At 39.9% G+C, this 23,924-nt stretch carries 16 protein-coding genes; 8 read left to right on the forward strand and 8 right to left on the reverse strand.

Annotation, left to right across the window (positions count from 1 at the left end):
* Positions 1–241 precede the first annotated feature (241 nt).
* Complete coding sequence (locus tag L2764_RS19305) at positions 242–736, forward strand: SRPBCC family protein (RefSeq protein ID WP_248941993.1); 495 nt, start codon at positions 242–244, stop codon at positions 734–736.
* A 257-nt stretch (positions 737–993) separates the two neighbouring features.
* Here the strand turns inward: L2764_RS19305 and L2764_RS19310 are convergent, their stop codons facing one another.
* A complete protein-coding gene (locus L2764_RS19310) occupies positions 994–1,632 on the reverse strand; it encodes a GNAT family N-acetyltransferase (protein WP_248941994.1) in 639 nt (212 codons plus the stop codon).
* A 240-nt stretch (positions 1,633–1,872) separates the two neighbouring features.
* Entirely contained in the window at positions 1,873–2,451 is a 579-nt protein-coding gene (locus L2764_RS19315; RefSeq protein ID WP_248941995.1) for a nitrogen fixation protein NifQ, read from the reverse strand.
* Between the two features lie 572 nt (positions 2,452–3,023).
* On the opposite strand from L2764_RS19315, the gene L2764_RS19320 reads away from it, so the two are divergent.
* Together L2764_RS19320 and gntR are read left to right on the forward strand one after the other, a co-directional pair.
* Complete coding sequence (locus L2764_RS19320) at positions 3,024–5,084, forward strand: glycoside hydrolase family 3 protein (RefSeq protein WP_248941996.1); 2,061 nt, start codon at positions 3,024–3,026, stop codon at positions 5,082–5,084.
* Positions 5,085–5,503: 419 nt separating this feature from the next.
* Positions 5,504–6,514 carry a gluconate operon transcriptional repressor GntR gene (gene gntR, locus L2764_RS19325; protein WP_248941997.1) on the forward strand — a complete coding sequence of 337 codons (1,011 nt, stop codon included), beginning with the start codon at positions 5,504–5,506 and terminating at the stop codon, positions 6,512–6,514.
* A 21-nt stretch (positions 6,515–6,535) separates the two neighbouring features.
* Here the strand turns inward: gntR and L2764_RS19330 are convergent, their stop codons facing one another.
* On the reverse strand, positions 6,536–7,063 hold the full coding sequence (locus tag L2764_RS19330; protein ID WP_248941998.1) for a gluconokinase: 528 nt from the start codon (positions 7,061–7,063) through the stop codon (positions 6,536–6,538).
* Between the two features lie 213 nt (positions 7,064–7,276).
* On the opposite strand from L2764_RS19330, the gene L2764_RS19335 reads away from it, so the two are divergent.
* The gene (locus L2764_RS19335) at positions 7,277–8,710 is read left to right on the forward strand and encodes a gluconate transporter (protein ID WP_248941999.1); all 1,434 of its coding nucleotides are present in this window, start codon (positions 7,277–7,279) and stop codon (positions 8,708–8,710) included.
* 56 nt (positions 8,711–8,766) lie between these two features.
* On the forward strand, positions 8,767–9,219 hold the full coding sequence (locus L2764_RS19340) for a hypothetical protein (protein WP_248942000.1): 453 nt from the start codon (positions 8,767–8,769) through the stop codon (positions 9,217–9,219).
* Between the two features lie 194 nt (positions 9,220–9,413).
* Here L2764_RS19340 and L2764_RS19345 read toward each other — a convergent pair whose 3' ends face one another.
* Together L2764_RS19345 and L2764_RS19350 are read right to left on the reverse strand one after the other, a co-directional pair.
* Positions 9,414–10,970, reverse strand: a complete 1,557-nt coding sequence (locus L2764_RS19345; protein ID WP_248942001.1) for a dual specificity protein phosphatase family protein — start codon at positions 10,968–10,970, stop codon at positions 9,414–9,416.
* Positions 10,971–12,595: 1,625 nt separating this feature from the next.
* Positions 12,596–14,776, reverse strand: a complete 2,181-nt coding sequence (locus L2764_RS19350; protein ID WP_248942002.1) for a hypothetical protein — start codon at positions 14,774–14,776, stop codon at positions 12,596–12,598.
* Positions 14,777–15,802: 1,026 nt separating this feature from the next.
* Between L2764_RS19350 and L2764_RS19355 the strand changes: the two genes are divergently transcribed.
* The 3 genes from L2764_RS19355 (at position 15,803) to L2764_RS19365 (ending at position 19,084) form a co-directional block, all read left to right on the forward strand.
* Complete coding sequence (locus L2764_RS19355; protein WP_248942003.1) at positions 15,803–16,726, forward strand: LysR family transcriptional regulator; 924 nt, start codon at positions 15,803–15,805, stop codon at positions 16,724–16,726.
* A gap of 213 nt (positions 16,727–16,939) precedes the next feature.
* The gene (locus L2764_RS19360; RefSeq protein ID WP_248942004.1) at positions 16,940–17,902 is read left to right on the forward strand and encodes an SDR family NAD(P)-dependent oxidoreductase; all 963 of its coding nucleotides are present in this window, start codon (positions 16,940–16,942) and stop codon (positions 17,900–17,902) included.
* 270 nt (positions 17,903–18,172) lie between these two features.
* The gene (locus L2764_RS19365) at positions 18,173–19,084 is read left to right on the forward strand and encodes a glycerophosphodiester phosphodiesterase family protein (RefSeq protein ID WP_248942005.1); all 912 of its coding nucleotides are present in this window, start codon (positions 18,173–18,175) and stop codon (positions 19,082–19,084) included.
* Between the two features lie 70 nt (positions 19,085–19,154).
* Here L2764_RS19365 and L2764_RS19370 read toward each other — a convergent pair whose 3' ends face one another.
* From L2764_RS19370 to L2764_RS19380, 3 genes are all read right to left on the reverse strand, one after another.
* A complete protein-coding gene (locus L2764_RS19370; protein ID WP_248942006.1) occupies positions 19,155–21,164 on the reverse strand; it encodes a DNA topoisomerase III in 2,010 nt (669 codons plus the stop codon).
* A gap of 83 nt (positions 21,165–21,247) precedes the next feature.
* Positions 21,248–23,284 carry a S9 family peptidase gene (locus L2764_RS19375; RefSeq protein WP_248942007.1) on the reverse strand — a complete coding sequence of 679 codons (2,037 nt, stop codon included), beginning with the start codon at positions 23,282–23,284 and terminating at the stop codon, positions 21,248–21,250.
* An 87-nt stretch (positions 23,285–23,371) separates the two neighbouring features.
* Positions 23,372–23,590 carry a hypothetical protein gene (locus L2764_RS19380; protein ID WP_248942008.1) on the reverse strand — a complete coding sequence of 73 codons (219 nt, stop codon included), beginning with the start codon at positions 23,588–23,590 and terminating at the stop codon, positions 23,372–23,374.
* Positions 23,591–23,924: the final 334 nt, after the last annotated feature.

Below are 23,924 nucleotides of genomic sequence, written 5' to 3' on the forward strand. Positions count from 1 at the left end.
CTGGTGTTGAACTTTACTTTTAGCCATAACCATTTATCCACTCAAAGCCTTACTTTAACTATAGTTCAGTTTTAGTAGCTTATGGCTGAGACTTGTCGGTAATCAGGAACAATATTGAGCTCGAGGGTGAATAAGCTATACTAATACATAACAGTTGAAAGTCGTCGCAAAGCATTTCATCATGTTAAGTATGCTGAATTTAAATGTACTGTGACCCATAAAGCGTATTTAAGAGGTGTTTATGGCGTCCATTAAAAAAAGTGTATTAATTAATGCCCCGATTAATCAAGTCTATGATTATGTCACTAATCCTAGCCACTGGCCCATTTTATTCTATCCTTGGTCATTAAAAACTGAACCCTATCTACAAAAACCACTTTCAGTAGAACATCCTCCAGTGAGTGAGCATACCCAAGTCTTAGGCGTAAAAAACAAGATCACTTGGACACCTCAAATCAACGATGCCCCCCACTACTTTCTAGTTTATGGTGAAAGCCCTTTTCTTTTTGGAATGAGAGGTTATGTCCGTTATGATTTCGAATCCAAAAATCAGCAGACCTATTTCACTCGCACTTTATTTTACGCATTTGATCACTTTCTCATCAATTTGCTTTTTGGGCACTTCATTCGCCCTTACTTTAGCTATATTTCTTACCGAGGAGTAAAGAAAGCCAAACAAATATTAGATTTTCATTCTCTATCAGAAGCGGCAAAAAAAATGCGTAATGCTAATTAAATCCTCCAGAAAGCATGATTTCAATATTGACGATAACACAGTAGAAAAGAGCCACAGATACAGCACTCATTGCTATAAGAGGAATTCGGCTACTTTTTACTGTAAACGATAGGTTTTATCTTTGTTGTATACTATTGGCTTAGAATAACGAGACGACATACCCTACTCCGTGATTAACGCACTTTTATATCTCATAAAATCTAATCATCAAAGGTCAGTCAGCAACCCCTAATACACAAGGAGCCTAACATCAGCAATTAATATTCTTTGACTGACGAATAAAAGAGTAATTCACCTGATACATTACCTATCATTAATTCGGTACGTTTTTCAAAGTCATGCTGATTAAAAAGTTGAATATCAGATAAACGACTCGCAAATAACCCTATGCCATCGAGCTCAGGTTGCTCATCACACCAACTCAGAACCGCTTGTACTAATGTGTGCCCATAGCCCTTCCCTTGCTCAAGAGGTGCAATAGCAATAAATTGCAAAATCCCACAATCTTTACTGGGCAAATTATCAATGATTTTACTCTCTTTTTTCATCAATGCTTGGGTCGATTGCCAACCCGTACTTAAGAGCATCTTTAAACGCCAATGCCAATATCTGGCTTCCCCCAATGGAACTTGCTGAGTCGCAATACAAGCCACACCAATCAGTCTCGCACCATCAAACAACCCTATCAATGCTTGTTCTTGTTGCCACAATTCATTGAGTTCCTCACGGATCGCGCCCCTTAACTTCTTTTCATACTGGGCTTGCTCGCCTGTTTTCAGTGCATCCAAAAATAAAGGATCACTATGGTAAGCATTATAAAGAATAGAGGCGGCGACTCGTAAATCTTCAGCGGTGAGGTAAACAGCTCGACACTGTTCTACTGCTTGATTATCCATTTTCATTATCCTTTATGTGATATAGCTCACATTTAATGTATCAAGCTGGTCATAAAGTGCAATTAATAATCAAAATAAAATCAAATGAACCACGTCAAACTGTAAAGTCTCATGAACAAGTTAATCGCAAATATATCAATTAGCTATTGCTAATAAATATATTGTGTTCCTCTTTAATAAACAGACAGACTTCGATAACCCCTCACTCAAATGACAGACCAAACAACGAAGAAGGATCCATCAACTGCCGGAGTAGCATTCTTGATAAGATGGACATTCAGAACACGAAGCTGTGGGGCATAAAGGAAGCTGGGCTGCTAAACAAAATTGGCGATAAAGAAATTTTTTCCATCGCATTTTATTATCGATATTCTTCTTCGCGAGTGTCGGAAAATATCGATTAAATAATATCGTCATCTTTTCTCTCGCTTCAAAGCCTATATCAATGTATAAATGCGTTCGACCACAGCAAGCAATCACCATTTTATGCGCCCACCATAATGCCATTTGCTTCTCGTGTATGGACAAATGCTCTGTCAATAATTCAATCAGATCGTCATAAAATGCTAACGGCCCCGGATTAAGTACAATAAGCTGACTAAAACGCTCGATTTCATCAATCGCTACCTCCCACGTCATGTCTTGCCAATAATCACTCAAGGATCGTAAAGTATGGATTGACATTTCTTCCCTCTCCTTCATCACTGTCGATGCAGGCTGTATGGCACAAATGCCATAACTCACATCTGATGATATTGAAGACGTTTGATTTTTTCTTAATCCGTTAATATAAAAATCAATAGCAGCAACTTGCTCCATAAATGACCTTTAGCAATAAAATGAGATACTGCATCATAATCACTTTCAGCGAAAATAAACAGACTCTCGGTTTAAATCTGAGAATGACAATACAATTAATACACACACGCTAACACTATTTTTCAAGATAGTGCACATTAAGATCCGAACTCCCGTAATGACGAATACAAAAAGATTACCCGAAGGCAATAGGGCAATAAGTGCCTGAGGTCAAGTTATCCGGCATTCTGTTTGATTTTCAAGCTCCCCAAATAGCCGATTACCTGATAACACTTGAGTTCCTGCTTGCTAAAGGGCTAAATTCAACCTTTGAAAACTTTTACTTAAGTACTTATCATGGTGCAGCACAACTTCATTTATACCCTTCCCCCCTCAAAAAAGAGCAAAGCATCACCTCGATCTCAATCATAACCTCTAGCTTGTTTTGTTCAGCCAACATTCAGTTACTAATTAGTAATATTGAATTAACAGAATAAAAACTAGCATTTAAAATCCAAATAATGACCCAGTCTATTCTGATAGCATCCCTAGTTAGAGTCTCCTGATTAAGATGATTGATAAAAGGCAATACCGTGCTAAACATTAAACAGTTATTACTGCTATCCACAGTCACCTTTTTCATTCAAGGTTGTAACAAAGAAGCACAATCTAACTTTGACGATAATGAACTCAAGGCAATAAGCCTACTCTCCAACATGTCACTCACAGAAAAAATAGCCCAAAAAATCATTTTAGACTTCAGGTACTGGTGTACAGACGCTCAACCAGACTGTACAAAAAGCCTTACCCATATTAATAACAATGTTACTCAGATCATACAAGACTATCCTATCGGCGGCGTTATTTTATTCTCAAACAACTTAGTTGATACCGCTCAAACCACACGTTTTATCCATGATCTACAAGCCTCTGTTAATAACAATCAAACACTAGGCTTATTGATTACCCTAGATCAAGAAGGCGATAATGTTGTCCGTCTATCACGTCTACATTCAACCAATATGCCCGGCAATATGGCCTTGGGCGCGGCTTATTTATCCCAACATAATAATAATCTTGCCTATGAAGTCGGCCAAGTGTTAGCCGAAGAGGTCAAAGCCGTAGGGGTAAACGTTAACTTTTCGCCTGTCGTTGATGTACAAACTAACTCATTAAACCCGGTTATCAACGGACGTGCATTCGGTGAAAAACCACACATGGTTAGCCTTTTAGGCGGTCAAATGGCCAGCGGGATGAGTGACAGCCATGTCATTGCAACGTTTAAACACTTTCCAGGCCACGGTGACACCGATGTCGATTCTCATTTTGGTTTACCCATCGTCAAACGAACCAAACAAGAAGCCTATCAATACGATCTTGAACCCTACCGCCAAGCCATTACCCAAGGATATGCGCCAGATATGATAATGACGGCCCATATTCAATACCCCTGTTTAGATAACAGCACCGTTATCACCTCTAAAACACAAGAAAGTATGATCGTGCCAGCAACCTTGTCCCGTAAAATACAACAAGATATTTTACGGGACGAAATGGGCTTCACAGGCCTAACCATCACAGATGCACTAGACATGAAAGGCATCAGTGAGTTCTTTACCCCCTCCGATGCGGTGATTAAAACGTTTCAAGCGGGTGTCGATATAGCCCTCATGCCCATCAACATCCGCACCGCTAGCGGGAGTCAGCAACTGCAAACGCTCATCGATAATGTCGAATATGCCATACTCAATGGCGATATCAATATGAATGATATTGATCAATCAGTGTTACGAATTTTAAAGACAAAATTCAAACATAATATTCTTCATCAAACAAAAACCACCGACATTGAAGATAAAATCATTATAGCGAAAGCCATTATCGGTTCAGAGCAGCATAAAGCCATTGAACAAGACATCACTCAAAAATCGATTACCCTCATCAAAAATGTTAAGTTACTGCCCTTACGCTCAGAAAGTCAACTCGGACATATCCATATTTTGACTCCTTGGGATGAACAAGGTGAAGCCATGCAGCGCCGCTTTAATGAATTGGGCATTGAACACGTTAGTCATCAAAAATTGAGTAACACAAGCTGGAAAAATGAAAAAAAGAATATCGATAATGCCGATACGATTATCGTTGCCACCTTGTCAAATGCCCCTAGCCCAGTTGAAAAAAATGGTGATCTCGATGATACCACCCAACCCAATAATGTGATGATCAACAAGAAAGCCCCCATGAACATTATAGGTTCATTGGTGTTTAATGAAGATATCCCTTACACCGCGGCCTCTTCAAACATAAAACAAAATAAAATCAACTCCCAAGACGCACAAATTTCTGATCAACAATTTGCCCGCTATGCCCTTGAAGAAGCAACAAAACAAGGTAAACAAACCATTCTACTCAGCTTAAGAGCACCTTATGATGTGGTCCATTTCGATGATGTGGCTCAAGCGGTCTTAGCTTCATATAATTATTACGGTTATGCTAATGGTGGCTTAAGAAGCCTCTCAATGCCTGCCATTGTCGATGTCATTATGGGACTGTATGCGCCAGTCGGTCGATTGCCCGTCACCATACATGAACAGAATGACCAAGGAGAGTTAGGCAATATCGCCTACCCATATGGTTTTGGACTCAGCTATTAATCGATCTATACCCGTGATACTTCAGATGCATGTTTTCAGAGCCAGTAAAACCAATCAATTTAAGGCGCATGATTGCAGGAATGTAGGCACCTTTTAAAAGTATGCAACACAAAAGTGGTTGGTTCTAATGGCTCCTAATAGGCTGGCCTCTTGTATGTAAAAAGATAAGCCTTTTATGCTGCGTTGTTGAGCATTAACTTAGAATCACTAGGTCATCTGCTCAAGAAGACCGTCATGGATGACGGGAATGTCATTAATGCAGGAGCGATTAACGACCTTGCCTACAAGGCTGTTAATTCCAGCTGAATCCTGCATCTTCAAGTATCACGGGTATAAATAACGAAATAATGCCTCTACATCTATAAAGCATAACAAGACCCTGCTATGGTAATGGCTAATCAATGTCCTAATAGCCTTTCATGAATAAGAAAAGAAGACCGAGCCTACAAGATGTCGCTAATCTTGTTGGCGTCACTAAGATGACAGTAAGCCGCTACCTTCGCGATCCACAACAAGTCTCTAAACCTATCCAAGAAAAACTCGCACTGGCTATCGATAGCTTAGGTTATATTAATAACCGAGCGCCAACTATGCTATCGAATGCTAAAAGCCAAGCTATCGGGATATTGGTGCCTTCTTTAACCAACCAAGTCTTTGCAGAAGTGATCCGAGGCATAGAGAGCATTACCGAAGGTGCAGGTTATCAAACCATGCTCGCACACTATGGCTATTGCCCTGATATAGAAGAAAAACGCATCGCTTCTCTGCTCTCTTATAATGTGGATGGCCTGCTTCTATCGGATACTATGCATAATCAACGCACCCTAAAAATGATCCAAACTGCAGGTGTGCCCGTGATCGAAATGATGGATACGAGTTCAACTTGCATAGAACAAGCTGTCGGTTTTGATAATATTTTGGCTGCTCATAAAATGACGGAGACCCTCATCAACAAAGGCTATCAGCATATCGTTTATCTCGGCGCACGCTTAGATAAACGCACTCAATTGAAATATCAAGGTTATGAGAAAGCGATGAAGCTACACCAACTCAGTCCTATTAACATCTCGACACCCGTCGCCTCTTCATTTTCCTTAGGCGCACATTTATTACAACAAACCTTACGTCAATATCCACAGACAGACGCTATTTTTTGCACCAATGATGATCTTGCCGTTGGTGCCATATTTGAATGCCAGCGTCAAGGTATTAACATTCCACAAGAAATGGCAATTGCTGGGTTTCACGGCCATGATATTGGTCAATCTATCGTGCCAAAGCTCGCCAGCGTCATCACCCCAAGAGAAAAAATAGGCCAAATAGCCGCTCAAGCGCTACTGGCTCGGCTTAATGGTGACATACATGACAATATTCCCTGCCAACAAAAAATTGATTTAGGATTTACAATCGACTGTGGCGAGAGCATTTAACCAATACCGTTTAAGCTCATGTTATAACGATCTAACGGCACTCAGGCAACGTGCCAACACCTGATCAAACGTCCCGTTGATACTAATGCTAACAACATCCCGCTCATCAGGCGTTGGGACTTCTAATGTATCAAACTGACTTTGAAGTAATTTAACAGGCATAAAATGATGTTGACGCGCATTCATTCTCTCAGTGATCAGTTCAAATGAGCCATGTAAATGCAAAAAAATAACGTTTTGATTGCCTTCACGTATAATGTCTCGATATTGTTTTTTTAACGCTGAACACACAATCACCCCCCGTTCACTTTTATGCGCTAAGCTAAAAGCGGCATCACTCACACGTACTAACCAAGGCTGACGATCGCTGTCATTAAGCGATCCACCTGATGCCATTTTAAGAATATTCGCCCTCGGGTGTAAATCATCACCGTCAATGAACTTTGCATTGATTGCCTGTGATAAGGCTTCGCCAATAGTGGATTTTCCCGTACTAGATACCCCCATAATAATAATACAGCCCCCATGATGACGCTTAATGATTGTCATTGCTTTCCTTAATCCAGGTTGATTTTTTTATAGACATTTTATCACTCACGTCGTAATGTTACCGGTAACATTACGACGTGAGTGAGCCCATAGTCAAGCATAAATGACTCTATACTCTTGTCTCGATAACATAAAAAATAACCTTAGATCCCCATTTTAAAATGACAGACTCAAAAATGGGTTTATCAAAAACAACGCCTTAAAGGAAGCAATATGTCTGACGCATTACTGATCCTAACTGCAGTAGGTTCCATACTCTTATTACTTTTCTTAGTGATGAAAACGCGTTTACACGCGGTCGTCGCACTGATTTTAGTCTCTATGATCGCCGGTATATTTTCAGGGATGAGTCCTGAAAACATTGCCGCCACTATTCAAAAAGGCATGGGCGGCACCTTAGGTTTTGTTGCCGTCGTTGTGGCACTTGGGGCCATGTTTGGAAAAGTCATGGAAGTCACCGGCGCTCTCGATCGCATTGCTCACACTTTATTGGATCAGTTTGGCACTAAAAACGCCAATTGGGCACTGACCTTTACGGGTTTTATTTGCGCCTTACCCCTGTTTTTCGATGTCGCAGTCGTATTGCTCATTGGCGTCGCCTTTGCCGTCGTACGCCGAAGCAATAGTAGTTTAGTTAAAATGGGCATGGCTTTACTGGCGGGTATTGCAAGTTGCCAAGCCTTCCTTATTCCTGCGCCAGGGCCTATTCTTGTCGCCTCCCAATTAAATGCCGATTTTGGCTATATGATTTTATTTGGATTACTGGCATCGATCCCCGCCATGATTTTAGGCGGCCCCTTGTTTGGGTCCTTCATTGCTAAAAGGGTTCATGTTGAACTTCCTCAGCAAACCCAATTAAACAATAATGAGTTAAACAGTAATAAGCTCAATAAAGACCCCTTCAATAATAATAGGTTAAACAAAGAGCCGGCTAAAAATAATCCATTAGGCGATATAAGCCGTGAAGGTGAAGGTACACCGAGTTTTTTGTTGGCGATGGGGTTAATTGGCCTACCTCTACTGATGATTGGACTTAACACATTCGGCGCTCGTTTTGTCGCTCCAAACTCATCATTACAACACTGGATCGCTTTCATTGGTCATCCCTTTACCGCCATCATGGTCGCTTGCTTGATGGCCTTTCACTTTTTAGGCACAAAGCGAGGCATATCCCGCGATCGCATTATGGAGATCTGCAGTAGCGCCTTACAACCCGCAGGGATCATCATTTTGGTCACTGGAGCAGGGGGGATCTTCAAACAAGTGCTTATCGATTCCGGCGTTGGGGCAGCGTTAGGTAACCAGCTCGCAGGATCGGGACTACCCATCGTGATTCTCGCCTTCATCTTGGCCGCTGCGGTAAGAGTCATTCAAGGCTCAGCCACTGTAGCCATGCTGACCGCTTGTGGCTTAATTATTCCTATAATTACGCCTCTGGGGCTTAACGGCGCACAGCTCGCCGCCATCACTATCGCCATTGGTGGCGGCTCGGTGGTGCTCTCCCATGTCAATGATTCAGGCTTTTGGCTGGCCAATCGTTACTTAGGCTTAACCGAAAAACAAACCTTACAAACATGGACCCTAATGGAAACCATTATCGGTACCACTGGCGGTATTGTCGCCGTAATCATTTCCGCTTTTTTATAATCCTGCTAGCCTTATTAAAGAATTAAAGAATTAAAAAATTAAAAAATAGGAACACTATGCGCTACTTTACATTCATCACCCTTATTTTATTATCCGGTTGTGCCCAAATGCAACAAGATTGGATAGCCCAACATTGCAATACGCAAACAGCCTATAGCCAAGGTGTGAATGACGCCCGTCATGATCAAGATATGCAACCCAGTTATGCCGCAGGATGTCCAACCACGCCCGATAAAATCAATCAAGCATACCGCCAAGGCTATCAGTTCGTCTTAGCCAATCAGCCCCCCAGTGTGAACATCACCACCTCAACTGCCCATAAAAAATATGAATGCCATGATCAATTTAATCAACAGATCTGTGGCTATGACTGTAAGACATTTGCAGGGAAATGGACCTGCGCGCAAAAAGCGAATCAACAATGTATACAGAATATGAGCGATATAAAATGCGGTTACCATTGCCAAAAAGATAACTTCGGCAATATCAGCTGCAAGACTAAACCCTAGGTTTCAGTAGGTTAAATAACACTATAATGGAAGATACACGCATTGATCTAATCTAAAGGCTAGGATAAAAATATTCGTCTGTTTACAGAAAATAAGCTTAAAAACTAAAATGATGCTCTAGGAGTATACCCAGAACATCGTTGTAGTAATATTAATAACCCACTGGCTATCAACTGCTAACGAAAGATCACCTTCTATTGACTGCTCACAAGTGATAAATAAAAGGTTTGCAATGCATTCACATCTTCTGGTCGCTCGACGGCTAACTCATGACCTTGAGCTCTTACCGAGCGAACGGCATCGCATACCACTTTAGAGACCGTTAATGTTTTTGTGCCATGGTAATGTGTATTAATAGTGTCTGTCACCGTGCTCGCTAAATTGGACATTTGTTTACTTAATACATAGGCACTTTTAACGACACCTGAGCGGCCATCACCAGCCCCACAGTGAATAGCGACTTTAATACCCTGCTCTTCAAGTGCATTAATTTTATCCGTAATATCTTTCAACTTACTGGCGGGTAATTCGCCATCACCTAAAAAATCATCAATATGAAACTGTGTATCATTAATATGATTAATTCCAGATTTTGCAAGAGTTGCGGGTAACGTTTTACTTTCATTCGCGCCAATGGAGATCAGGGTTCCTATTTCTTGCTCTTTTAGAAATTGCGCATACTGTTCAATGTTGCCACTTGGCCTTTTAGTTGACATTAACATGTCTCCCGGTGCCATATGGGCATTAAAAGCAGTCATTTGGCTCAATTTATTATCTAATTCGATAATAGAAATATTCGTTGGATCTAATTGATCCATCGCGGCTTTTAAATTAAAGACAACACTACCATCATTGTCTAGTTTAGCTAAGGCTTGAGTTAATGAAAAAATAGAGTCATCACTTTCCTCTAGTTTATTTAGCGCCTGATTTAAATCATTAACCGAATTTTCATTTTCATTCAATGACGACAGCGCATCCCTCAAATAAAATACAGAGCGTTCATTGCCCTTAAAATCACCTAAGGCTCGTTGAAGATTAAAAATCGCATCATCGTGAATTTGTAACGCTTCCAATGAACTTTGAGAGTTGATATTAGAAAGGTTGAGTGATGATAAATTAACGTTCTGCACTCCAACTTGGATACCGGAAATATCGAGTTGGCTTATTGATAACTGATGACGATTATTGCCGCCAATGCCAGAGAGGTTGATCTCATCTAACATAAAAACAGGCTCACTAGTCGATGAAGAGCGGATTGAACGATTAAAGCTTTCTAGTAATATTTTTGTCTGAGGCGTTGCCTTTGTGGTATCAAAGCATAAGTCAGAGACATCTTCATCAAGAAGGTTGTTATAGTCAAGATTGAGTTCAACACAGGATTGATTCTTTTGATCAAATATAGAAAGCGTCAAAGTAGAACCATTAGAATGGTTATTAATGCTTGCATCGAACCTGTGATGATGATGCTCTTGGCTAAGGTTTTTGAGTTGAATAAAGTGCTGTAGTGCTTCACGACAGTTTTCCATCTTAGTACGTGAAAAAAGAGCTGATTGATGATTTTCTTTTGATTCGATTATATTAGTCAACAGTTGAGTGATCCTTTCTTTTTGTGTATCACAAAACATATCGCTATTCTGTGTGAACACCTGATTAACATCACACTCAATATCATTAGATAGGTTACTTGTTAATGCAACTTGAGCATTTACTTCAGCGGTATTACATTGCGTTTTTTCAATCACTAACGGCATTTTCACTTTCTCTTTTATAAAAATATTAATGGCTTATCTGCAGATTATGTTTTTATTATTTTTCGGGCACAGGTATAGCGACATCAGTCTATTTCGTGATCAATTTACCTTTGTATGTTTTTTGTTGGCGTTAATTAAATAAAATCAGCTCATCTTTTTATATCAGGTAAACACCTGAGGTTAACTTATTTAAACTAATAAAAACAATGTGATAACCAAAGTCACAAGCAATACAAAAGCATGTGTAAAGATGTGTAAATACTTACATCTCTTTTTCACTTAAGTATAGTTATCCTAATTTTCACCCTTAATGAGTTAATTAATTAACCTAAACAATCCATTGTCACAAAAAAAACTTATGAAAACCTTAATAAAACCTTATTGCTTCACTTATTATAACAATTACGTTCTATTAGCTGATTAAAATGCAAACCATTCCTGTTTATATTCAGTACACTTTTCCTCTCACTTAATTAATATTTATTTATAATAAAAATAAGAGGTAATAAATAAATATATACAGCCTATTGACAAGAATTAGAATTAATCGTAATGAGAATATAAGTGACGACTTTATAGCCGTGATAAATGGGTTGTTTCATTAAATATAATGATATAAACAGTTTCTTTTGTTTTTATTTTAAACTATATGTATTTATTATTTTTACTAATTGTATGTTATAGGTACTTAAGATAAATTTAACGCTGATTAATCATCCTCTATCCTGTCATTACTTGTTAATGTTAAGTGTATAAATACTTGTTAATAATATAGGGTTATAAAAAGTTAATCCTCTAAAGTGTAAAACGGCTGTAAACATTAAAAAATGCTCACAACATGGTTCAATAAAAACTTAAAATACAATAAATTCACTCAGTTACAGTAATCCCACCAATATAATCAGACTATCTTCATAACGATTTCACAATGAAAAGGTGATTGAATTATAGCCGCCAACCATTCACTGCCCCAATGTAAAACATCGCCAGTTAAACTCTAACTTAATCGGTTACAGGTAACTCAGAATAATATACCCGTGATATGTACCTAAGCCCGTTGAACATTCGAATGTCAAAGTGGGCAAAAAACGTGCCGCAATGGAGGCATATCATTGAAAAATTCAGCCTGCTTTTAATATGATAAAATGTAAAGTTGTTGGATTTGACACATTCAGACAAACGGGTCTAAAAGAGTTGTATACTGACCCTATTGAAAGTGCTGATCGTTAGAGAAAATAAGCAGCAAGACACAGCCTGAGATATCATCGGTTTAAAATAATGCTATAGTGATATTGTATTAAGGAATGAAGATAGAAGAGGGAAAATAAGTATTGATGCCTAATAATTATCACCACTCCTATCCTCCCAGCAAGCAATGAACACCACTAAACAAACTACCTCGAATATAACTAACTCAAAACACATCGAAAAAAGTGCCTATGATCTACTGTCCTAAAAATAAGCCAGTGGAGGTAATGATCGCATACTGTAATAAAATCCATGACCAAAAACAGTCACCATGCTCTGCGTTCATTTTATAGACAATAAAATGACGTAAAATAGACTGCTGATTAAAGCAGCCTTATGATTAACTAAACAACGCCATAGCAGATCGACTTTAATACTTAATTAGCCACGCTATTTGAATGGTAAACCATCACTTCCCATTCATTTTGCTGACCGCCTCCATAACTCTCTATGGTCGGGTTTTTAATATACGTCCAAGCAACTTTGCCCTTACCGAGAAACATTGGCTCATCAAGGCCTCCCCAACCATGATTAGGCAGTTTAATGGGTCCAGCAAGAACATTGAAATCGCTATCTATTTCCATTACATGAAAGTCTTTAGGCACCAACATCCTCATGGCCCCACGATCGCTATATATGCGATCGAACGATAAGCCATCTGATAAACATTGAAATCTGGCATACCCCAGTAAGTAACGACCATTTTGTAAATCAATTAATTGAGGATCACTAATTTGGCAGTCATCGTCTTGGACTACCCAATGAAAAGCCGAATCATTCATGCGCCCTCTTTCGCCATCCACTTTTGCAATACCAATACGCGTTAGTGAGCTAGTGTCGAGCGTATTAGCAGAATACAAACCTTGGCGTTCAACAGTGGGGTAGAGTCCATTTCTTTCCCAATATTCATGACTCATATAAGAGATGAAACAATTAACAGTATCATACTCAGCGCACTGCGCATCGAATGGACTTGAGGTACTCATATCGACTCCCACCTCATTGATTAAGAACCGCTCCATATCTGCATCATCTATATATTTTGGTGATACGATAACAGATAAGTTCGTATCAAAATCAACCGGTACCACCGTATGCCCTCCCCCATTAGACACCATCGCGGAAGTCGCAGGAACGAAATGATTAACAACCCCTTCAGTACTACTACTGGCCACATCCATTTTAATCGCTATGGTGCCGAGTTGTCCGTGACTACTGCCAATCCAATCATTCCAATCACTGGTACACAGTGCACCATAAGTTTCTCTATCTGGATTATAAAAACTGCGAATATTTAATACATGTCCATTACCACACGTCCAATACCAACCTCGTGCGCTATCATCGATTTTCCAGTTATCTCGGTCGATAACCGTTAACCCAGCAGAGTAATGAGAGCTTCCATAACCATCAAAAACTCTTGCAGTTACTGAAAAAGCATAACTGCTTCTTCCTTGACTGTCATCATCAACATAGATAAGTTCTTGAGTGCCTAAATGGGTACCACCGTGCATTTTATTAACGACATAGGCTGCGGGTTTATCGGAAAGAGATTGATTACCATCCCATTCAAGTAACCAGATTTGATCGTTATATTTGTAAGAGTTGTTGCGAATATGATCTAATAAATCAGCGTGATCAGTCGATGTCAGCTGACTGATGATATACGCCATCTCTTCGGCCATCTCACTGCCTTTAATCGTATTAAAGGTCGTTGTACTATCAAAATTATTTTCGGGAAAATTCGCTTGTAGTCCCGCTAAAAAATCTTGAATAGTAAGATCAAAATGTTCCGTAAAAAAATGAATGAGAGGATTATGGTTGGTCGCAACCATTAAACCTATATCATTTTGAATACGTGATTCAATTTTACTTTCATTATCTTCTGTTTTCATCCAATCAGTGCCATATTGCTCGATAAGATCGGCATCAACCTCATCAGTGGCATTCGCCTGATAACCGGTGTTACAAAGCACGGCAATCCGAGAGCAGTCTTGACTGGCGGTAATTCCATGTGATTCATAACATTGATTTAATACAGTAGCATTACCCGTTTGCTCAAAATTTTCCGTCGCAGGATTATATTGTAATTCATAAACAGAACCATAAGTGGCATCTTGACTGCGGGTTCCCTCAGATAAAGAAACAGAAACAAACATACGTGGAGTGCGTGTATCTGTTGCACAAGTGGCGGTATAACTGCGAATAGGAATATCGATATTCTCTTCATTTTGTTCACTATCGGTGCGGCCAATATAATGCGCGACTTGATACTGCTCTTTTGCATTAAGCTTAGCCTCAGGTAAAGTAACACTCATCGCAGTGAGCGTAGCGAAACCTAAATCACTACGCTCAACATCACCTGTCACAACAGTAATAGGATCCTTCTCTGAAACGGGATCATCAACATCATCCGATCCTGTATCACTTCCTGCATGACCTGCAGCATTACTCTCATTATGATCAGCCTCAGGAGCAGTAGAATCACCACCACAAGCGGACAGTATCATTATCGACAATGGGAAAAGTACATTACGGTTAAAACTTATTAGCATCATTATACCTATTTAAAATCATCATAAATTGAGCCGCTGTCAAATATTGACAGACTCAGATAGAGAACATTATAAAAAACGTGTATTAATAAAGAGTCATCCCTACCTTATTCACTGGATCCATCTAACCTTTAAAAAAACATCAAACCTAATCCACTTTATTAAATAATAAGTTACTTGAACAAAACTCACTAAAATATAAGTTATTCAAATTTAATAACGACCCATTTGAATCGACACTAAAGTCGTAAAACCATACAAATTAACAATAAAGACAATAATAACCAACAAACACCAAAAAGCACTATCATTTACAATTGATAAAATAACGAATGTAAACAATGCTATAAAAACAAGATACCCAAATAAAGAACATAAAAACCACTTTTACAACACTTACGGGGCAAAATGTTAATTATATTTAACCAAGAGTTCATAATATGGAAACAAATAAGGTAACGTAAAAAACAAACTAACGAAAAAATAAATAGTGATATAAATAGTACCAAGTTGTTTATGTATATAATTTAAATATATTTCACCTAGTCATAAAACAAATATGCGTATTTCTTTGTTTCACAGCACTTACTTCATACCTTCTGACTGAAAGCAATTAAACTGCACGTTAATACATTAATGACCACAAAGCTGTTTTCTCAACAGTAACCAAAATAGCAAAGAATATAGCTATCGATTTTAAATACGGATGATAGATAAAGGTAATCCTTGCACCTATACAGCATGCCGAGCATGTATATTCGAGCAACCTAATGGTTAATGCATGGAGCCATTAACAGCCTTGCCGACCGCGTTTTTACGCCCGCTGAAAGGTCACATATCGAACAGAATGGGTATAACGTATAAATCGAGACATTTTAACAGAGATCAAACGACATAGCCCTTTAAGATCACCACAAACAAATGCACTCGCTTCTCAAGCGTACATCTCGTATGATGATTATATTGTCTGTTTATTCCAAACCATTAACAGATGAAAACCGATGAGTAAAAAACAGGTACTGAGCTCAAATGATAAAAAATCTCATGAAAGATATCCGCAAAATGGTGATCTTTGTTCAAGTCGCTAATAAAGCCTCTTTTACCGCTGCAGCAAATTCACTCGATCTCGGAAAATCTGTTGTCAGTGAGCATATTAGTCAATTAGAAGCAGAATTAGGCGTGCGGCTGTTTAATCGCTCGACTCGTCAGATCAGCCTTACTGAAGCGGGACAGATATTTCTACTGCACTGCGAACAAATGCTTAAACAAGCCCAAGCAGCGCAGGAATCTGTTCAGAATCTGCGCTTACAACCGAAAGGAACTCTCAGAGTCTCTACCACTCTCGATTATGGAATAAATTACCTTTCCAATATCTTACCTCAATTTAATCTATTGTATCCCGATCTCAACCTAGAACTTATTTATGACAATACCCTCACTGATCTGGTAGCAGAACAAATCGATCTCGCCATTCGAATTGGAAAACCCAAAGATTCATCACTTAAATATCGCCTGTTGAGCAAAACCCACATGACATTAGTGGCAAGCCCTCAATACCTAGAACAAAAAGGGATCCCAAAACAATTAGCAGACTTAATGTATCATCGATGGATTGGACTTAATACCTTCCCTAGTCCCATCAACTTAACAGGCCATAACCTTCATATCCAAAAATATGGCCAACAAAAAATAAAAGAAAGTATTTCACTCAAAGCTAAATATTCAACCAACTCTCCCACAGCTAACTACGCTTTGGTACAACAACATATGGGTATTGCCATGCTGCCTGATTTTACAGTTAAACAAGGACTCTTGGATGGAGATATCATACAAGTTTTACCCCATTATCACTTCCTCGAAGGTGATATTTTTGCCCTTTACCCCTATACACGACAACTGCCCACTAAAACTCGCCTTTTACTGGATTTTATTGCAAACAGTTACCCAAACTAATCTCATTGTTTAACGCCCACAACCAAGTCTCCACTTTACACCCTTAAGAGTTTGGAAAAACCAAACTATTATTCCTGCTTATCCTTATTTACCACACTAAAAAATCACCATACACTCTATATCCAACCAACCGACTCTCATCGCTCAGATTCAAGCTTAACCCCTATATAAAAATATGGAAGAGTCTGTCTCCATCAATATCAGAGGTAAAATATGTCCACGCAAACAATTCAATCTGCATTAATAACAGGCGCAAACTCAGGCCTAGGATTTGAAGCCGCCGCACAGCTTGCTATGCAAGGCGCAACACAAATCATTCTGCTCTGTCGTAACTTAACAAAAGCAAAACAAGCCCAAACATTGCTCGAACAAAAAACCGAGAAATATGTGTTTGAGGTTATCGCTGCCGACATGACTCAACTCAATAGCGTGACAGCTGCCGCTGTCATTCTCAAAGAAAAAGCAATTTCTATTGAGCTTTTATTGCTTAATGCCGGTGTTTGGCCCGGAACTGACATCAACCACAACCAACAAGGAATTGAAACCGCATTTGCTTCAACATTATTAGGCCATCATGTACTTACCGCCTCACTTTTAAATTCAAACCTATTAAGTAAGCATGCCCGTATTATCATTAGCGGATCGGAATTGGCACGTGGCGATTTTCCTGGTACGCATTTATTAAATATAACCCAATTTGCAAATGAGCATTTTTCAGGTCAGCTAACCACTGCTATCACCACTGCCGCTAAAGCGAGTTCACCTTATCAATATAACGCCAATAACCATTATAGTTTCGTGAAATTATGTGTCTCTTGGTGGGCAGCCGCATTATCAAGAAGATTGCCAAGTCCTATGACTGTCAACTCAGTTTCACCAGGTATTGCCATTGGCACCAATGCTAAACGTCACCAACCCAAAAGAGCCCGTTTAATTATGTCATTTTTACTGCCTTTATTACGAAAAAGCGCACCAGTGAATGTTGCAGCAAAACGTTACTTAGATGTCGCTCAGTTCCCCCCTAGCATCAATGGAGAATTCTATGCTTCAGTGCCCGGCAAGTTTGTGGGTAAACTCGTCAAGCAAACCACACCTCATTTATTACTAGAAAGCCATCAAGAGGCTTGCTGGGAAGCACTTGTCGAATTAACTCAAGGAATAGACTTTCCTCACTAACACCATGAAATAATCAAAAAAGATTAAAATAATATCAAAATTTAAATAGCTCTGATATGGAAGAAGTCACTCATGTCTTCCATCATCCGTTATCTCATCTCTAGGTTTTTTATTTAAAATAACCATTTCAGGTTATTTAACTCAAGGCTGATTTACGCCATCTTGCATAGCCAAGTCTACTTTTCTATTGATACACGCCAATGACCTAAGCATCCAATAGGCTTATTGATTAACTGATTGATCAAATGACATTAAACAAAAGGAATGAGTATGTCTTTACCGAAACATAAAATGCTGCGCCAATTACGCTTAATGCTTAAATCACTTGTGTTATTTATTTTTGCCACATTACCTAACCTAGTTCAAGCCGTTAGCCCAGCTAAAGACGCGCTCACTCAACTTGAGCAAGAGGATATTATTCATGAAATATTAGCCCACCGTGGTGCATCGGGAGATTACCCTCAAAGCTCTTGGCTGGCGTTTCAAATTGCGCTGAATCAAGGAGCGGATACGCTAGAAATGGACGTCCACTTATCAAAAGATGGTCATATTATAGTCAACCATGATAAAGATTTAACTCAAACAACCGGCCATGATAAAAACATTGCTGACTTAACCTTAGCTGAAATAAAAGCCATGGATGCAGGCTACATGTTCAGTAAAGATGAAGGTAGCCACTATCCTTTTAGAGGCGTGGGATTAGAAGTCTTAGCCTTAGATGAAGTCCTTGCCTATTTTCCTTTTCGCCAGCTCAGCATTGAAATGAAAGTCAATGATGAACAACTCGCCGATAAGTTGTGGTCCTTATTAGATCAAAATGGCTTACATAACAATGTAGTCGTGGCCAGTCAATACAGTAAAGTGCTCAAACACTTTCGCTTACTGGCCAATGGTAGTATAAAAACCAGTGCCAGTATTACTGAACTAACGGGCTTGAGTCTCGCTTGGGCGACAGGATTTGGGGCCATTTATGATGCGGAATTTGAAGTAGCCCAAATTCCTTATACCATGATAAGCAAACCTTTTTTAACCTTCTTACGTGAAAAAGGTATCAAAAGTCATGTCTGGACTGTCAACGACACCGATAAAATAAAACGCGCCTTTGATTTAGGCGCCGAAGGGGTCATTGGCGATTACCCCGATCGTATTCATCAAATATTAGTAGAGCGAGGTGAACGATAAACGAAAAGCACAATACCGACAAGCAGCAAAGCTTGTCGGATTAAGTTAACTCAATATGGTGAGTTTTAAGCTACTTCTTCGCTGTTGTTGTTCGTCCCTTAGCACTCTTCACCCGACGATTAGCGCTGCTCTTCTTCGATTTTGCTCTGCCTTTTTTAAAAGGCAGAGCACTTTTCACCCCCTGTAAAGCCGTTGGCAATTGACTCCCCGCAAGATGCACTTGACTGTGTAAATTATCAATAAGAGGCAACATAAAAGCTTTATAGCTGATCTCTTTTTGACAAATACTGTTCAGTTTACTCTCCCACAACGCCGTCATATCCGGCGTGGTCGCACTGTCAGGTAAGCTATTGATCAGGCCTTTTCCCACTTCTGTTGCCACAATGGACTTGCCTTGACGAGATAAAAAACCCCGCTTAAATAATAACTCGATGATCCCCGCCCGAGTCGCTTCCGTGCCTAATCCATCAGTCTCTTTTAAGATTTTTCGAATAGACACATCGGTTACATAACGACTAATGCCCGTCATGGCGCTCAATAAACTGGCATCATTAAACACTTTTGGTGCCTGAGTTTGTTTATCCAACACTTCACCTTGCATACACAATAATATTTGACCTTGCATCAATGGCGGTAAATACGATTGCGAGGCGTCTTTATCTTGAAATGGCTCTTGCTCTTCATTGGCTGAAACGCTAGCGGTTTGCTTCTCTTTTGGGCGCTTAAATAATTGCTTCCAGCCTAATGCGCCTTCTTGCTTGGCTTTAGCACTAAAATGTCCCCCTTCAATCACCACTACAACAGAGGTTTCAAGGTAACAATAAGGCGGATAAAACTGCGCCAAATATTGGCGTGCCACCTGTAAATAAACGTGCCGTTCATATTGGCTTAAACTCGATAATACTGGTGACTTTTCTGTCGGAATAATGGCATGATGTGCCTCAACTTTTTTATCATTCCACGCCTTAGATTTAAGACTGGCATTGGGCTTATCACACCCTTGTAATAACTCATTCGCGCCTTTTTCTACTGCTGCGATCACCATCGGGGCTAAGGCATGCTGATCTTTAGGCAAATAACGACTATCCGATCTCGGATAAGTGATCAATTTATGTTTTTCATACAAAGACTGACAGGTATCAAGTACCGTCTTAGCACTCATGTTAAAGCGCTTAGCAGCATCGATTTGCAATGTCGATAAATTATAAGGTAAGGGCGCAGATTGCTTTTTATCAATGGACTGAACACTCTCCACCCGCCCATCTTTTCCGGTAATACGACTGGCCACATTCTGGGCTAAGCCCTTTGATAATACTCTGCCTTCTGCATCCATATAAGGCTCACAGGCTTTACTGGGCTGCCATTTAGCATTAAACAAAGCCTTGTCTTGAGTCGATAAGTGCGCCTGCACCTCGTAAAAAGGCTTGGAAACAAAGTGAGCAATAGACTCATCACGACGAACCACCAGTCCAAGCAGCGGCGTTTGCACACGCCCAACCGATAACACCCCTTGATAACCGACTTTTCGCCCCTGAATGGTATAAGCCCGCGTCATATTCATACCATAAAGCCAATCGGCACGAGAGCGGGCCAGCGCAGATACCGACAACGGAATAAACTCTCGATTACTGCGCAGTTGCCCTAAGGCACGCTTCACCGCTTTGGGATTCAAATCACTAATAAGTAATCGCTGCACAGCTTGTAGTTTATTGCCCTTCACCCCTAAGTGAGCAATCAATTCATCCACCAGCAACTGTCCTTCTCTGTCGGGATCGCCCGCATTAACCAGTTGAGAGGCTTTCTTAACTAAGCCTCTTAAAATGGCTATTTGGCCACGCATTTTTGTTTTAGGAGTGAGTATCCAATTGGAAGGGACAATAGGGAGATGCTCAAATCGCCAAGATTTATATTCATCAGAATAGGCATCAGGCTCAGCTTGTTCTAATAAATGGCCTATACACCAAGAAACACAATCTCCATTAGCGGCTTGAATATAACCTTCCGCTTTTTTTAGCGGTTTAGGTAATACATCGGCAATCGCGCGACCTAAGCTGGGTTTCTCGGCAATATATAAAATCATAGGGTAAACTAACATCACTGTATAAATTGACAGTAATATTAGTCAAAAGCTTGATTAAGTGCAAATATTCTTGCCAGTTCAGCTCACTTATCTAACATCGGTGGTAAATTCTTCGCATTATCAAATTTAAGTTTGGTCACATTACCGGCAGGCGTAAAGCCAAACACTTGTCCATAAAAAGACAGTTCTGAATGCAAGATCTCAATTTTACTCTTCATGGTCACAAGATTAGGCGAGTCTCCCTTAAACTCCATATAAGCAATAGGTACACCTTTATCTTTTAACTCTTTATAAATAAATTTAGATTGTTCCGCTGGGATCATTATATCATTCAGACCTTGAATAAATAATAACGGTTCGGCTAATCCCTTTAAATAAAATAACGCAGTATGATCATGATAATAATTATCTTTTCCAACAAGATGCTTAATATAACTGGCTTCGAACTTATGAGTTTCTTTCTCAAACAGTGCCACGTTACTAATGCCCGAATAGATCACCCCAGCTTTAAAGGTATTATAAAAAGCCAAAGCCGATAAGGCCGATAAACCTTCTTCTCTGAACCCTTTAATGCTCAATTTAGTGCCATCGACTAAGCCTTTATTCACTAAAAAACCCGCCGCTCTCACCGCATCTTCAGCATCATACTTCCCCCAATTTCCATACAAACTGTTACGGTATCGGCGGCCAAATCCAGAACTGCCACGATAATTTAAATCAAATACCGCAATACCGCGACTGGTCCAATATTGAATGTCGCGACGAAAGGCACGGCTGGCTTTATTGGTCGGCCCACTATGCAACATAACGAGTAAAGGTGGACGAATGCCTTCTTTACCCCGAAAATCGGGGTTCTTAGGAGGATAAAAATAGCCATACGCGGTTTTTTTATTACCACTTTTGAAACTCATACTCTCGCCACGAGAAATATAATCGTCATCCATCACAGGAAGAGGCGGAGAATAGATTAACTGAGCCATTCTGCCTTGTACTTTATAAATTCCTTTTTCGGGGGTTTCTTTTGCACCCACAAAATACACACCATCGAAACCTTTGATCACTTGAGTAATTTCAGCAAAATCAACATCAATAGGCTCAGCCACCCCGGTGTCAATATTCACTCTCACTAAACCGGCAACCCCCTTACTGCTGTAGCTCGCGATCAGGCTTGTTGGACTTTCAAATGCATAATTATGATTACCCATTTTCCAATCAGGCACCGCAAATTCAGCCTCATGATCATAGACAATCTCAGCACGGCCCTTGGCATTCATGCGATAAAGGTTCCACCAATTATTAAAATCGGCCACAAAATATAAGATGCCATCAGGACTGAATATAGGCTGAGTAATGGAGCCTTTCGAATCCGCAATCAATCGATGTGGATTAACAATTTCTCCTTTAGGATCCACATCCGCCATCCACAGTTCTGTTTTATCCCAAGGCATATTGGGATGTTGCCAAGCAATCCAAGCCATATGGGTTTGATCGGGAGACAAAATAGGCGAAGAATAAAAATCTGCCCCGCTAACCAAGGTCTTTGTCTTATCGGCATAGCTTACATTGATCCCGACCAAGCGTGTCACTGGCTCCCCAGTTTGACGATGATCCTCTTGAACACAAATTAAACGGGCACCACGGGTCTGAAAAATACAATCAGCATAGCGCGTTTTTAACGGTGTTAATGCCACCGCTTCTTGATTAGGCGCAATACGATAGAGACGCTGATCGCTAAATTTACTGGCAAATAAACTTTGTCCGATCCCCAAAACGGGCGCGCCACCGTACTCGTTAACCCTAGTTCTCACATCAAAATCCGCGTTAATAACATCAGTCACAGTGCCATCAATATTGAGTTTCTTGACGCTTTTTCGTCCCTGTTGGGCCGCATCAGATTGAATGAAATAAATACCGTCATCAATGGACTGTAATTCGGTGATATCATCTGATAAACCATATACATCTTCTGCTGTTAAAGGAGACTCCCAGCTGCCATAACGAGCAACTTGCACTCCTTCGGGTACCACCTCCTTTTCAACTTGCGCGAGACGTTCGCAGCCCGTCATTGAGCTCAATAGCCATATAATTACACCCAACCTAGCGCTCAAAAGCTGCTTCATTCTATCCCCTAAAACCTCCTTGTTATGCTTAAAATATACCCCCACCATGGGATACCACTAAATAATGATTAACGTCATATTTCTTCGTTATCGATTTCTAACAAACCATTTTAAAACATACGCTTGCTGATTATGGTTTAATCCAAAATAAATACAAATCCAAGGTGAAAGTAAGGCATACCAAGGGATCACATTTTCCAGCTCACTCGACAATAGAAAATAAAAGAACCCCGTATAGATAATCAAGACCCCAGCACACCCGACACACAACATCATCCATTTTGTTGCTCTTTCCAACCACACCATGACACGATCCAATCCATATATCCAATGGCGCTATTATGACTCATATTGAAAGGGATATTCAAATCCATCTTTGACTAAAGTGTATAAACTGAAAACGGGGCGATAACTTGAGAAGTCATCGCCCCGTTTGATACCAATCCCCAGCTAACACAACAAAAATAATATTGAGTCAATCATTCCTTTGATTATACATCGCGCTAATTATCTTTTTATTTTGTATTTTCAAGTTAACTTACCTCCGGCAAAGCCGGAGGCTTATTTGGGTGACGCCCTAAAAGGGCTTAAGTCCGTGCCCAAGGCACTATCTACATTCCGAGTTTTAATTGATCCCGAT

The sequence above is a fragment of the Shewanella surugensis genome (assembly GCF_023284005.1).
GTDB classification, from domain to species: Bacteria; Pseudomonadota; Gammaproteobacteria; order Enterobacterales; family Shewanellaceae; genus Shewanella; species Shewanella surugensis.

Bases quoted from the DNA above. Each gene is read 5' to 3' on its own strand.
- L2764_RS19305 (WP_248941993.1), top strand. From the start codon at position 242: ATGGCGTCCATTAAAAAAAGTGTATTAATTAATGCCCCGATTAATCAA.
- L2764_RS19310 (WP_248941994.1), bottom strand. From the start codon at position 1,632: ATGGATAATCAAGCAGTAGAACAGTGTCGAGCTGTTTACCTCACCGCT.
- L2764_RS19315 (WP_248941995.1), bottom strand. From the start codon at position 2,451: ATGGAGCAAGTTGCTGCTATTGATTTTTATATTAACGGATTAAGAAAA.
- gntR (WP_248941997.1), top strand. From the start codon at position 5,504: ATGAATAAGAAAAGAAGACCGAGCCTACAAGATGTCGCTAATCTTGTT.
- L2764_RS19330 (WP_248941998.1), bottom strand. From the start codon at position 7,063: ATGACAATCATTAAGCGTCATCATGGGGGCTGTATTATTATTATGGGG.
- L2764_RS19335 (WP_248941999.1), top strand. From the start codon at position 7,277: ATGTCTGACGCATTACTGATCCTAACTGCAGTAGGTTCCATACTCTTA.
- L2764_RS19340 (WP_248942000.1), top strand. From the start codon at position 8,767: ATGCGCTACTTTACATTCATCACCCTTATTTTATTATCCGGTTGTGCC.
- L2764_RS19345 (WP_248942001.1), bottom strand. From the start codon at position 10,970: ATGCCGTTAGTGATTGAAAAAACGCAATGTAATACCGCTGAAGTAAAT.
- L2764_RS19350 (WP_248942002.1), bottom strand. From the start codon at position 14,776: ATGATGCTAATAAGTTTTAACCGTAATGTACTTTTCCCATTGTCGATA.
- L2764_RS19355 (WP_248942003.1), top strand. From the start codon at position 15,803: ATGATAAAAAATCTCATGAAAGATATCCGCAAAATGGTGATCTTTGTT.
- L2764_RS19360 (WP_248942004.1), top strand. From the start codon at position 16,940: ATGTCCACGCAAACAATTCAATCTGCATTAATAACAGGCGCAAACTCA.
- L2764_RS19365 (WP_248942005.1), top strand. From the start codon at position 18,173: ATGTCTTTACCGAAACATAAAATGCTGCGCCAATTACGCTTAATGCTT.
- L2764_RS19370 (WP_248942006.1), bottom strand. From the start codon at position 21,164: ATGATTTTATATATTGCCGAGAAACCCAGCTTAGGTCGCGCGATTGCC.
- L2764_RS19375 (WP_248942007.1), bottom strand. From the start codon at position 23,284: ATGAAGCAGCTTTTGAGCGCTAGGTTGGGTGTAATTATATGGCTATTG.
- L2764_RS19380 (WP_248942008.1), bottom strand. From the start codon at position 23,590: ATGGTGTGGTTGGAAAGAGCAACAAAATGGATGATGTTGTGTGTCGGG.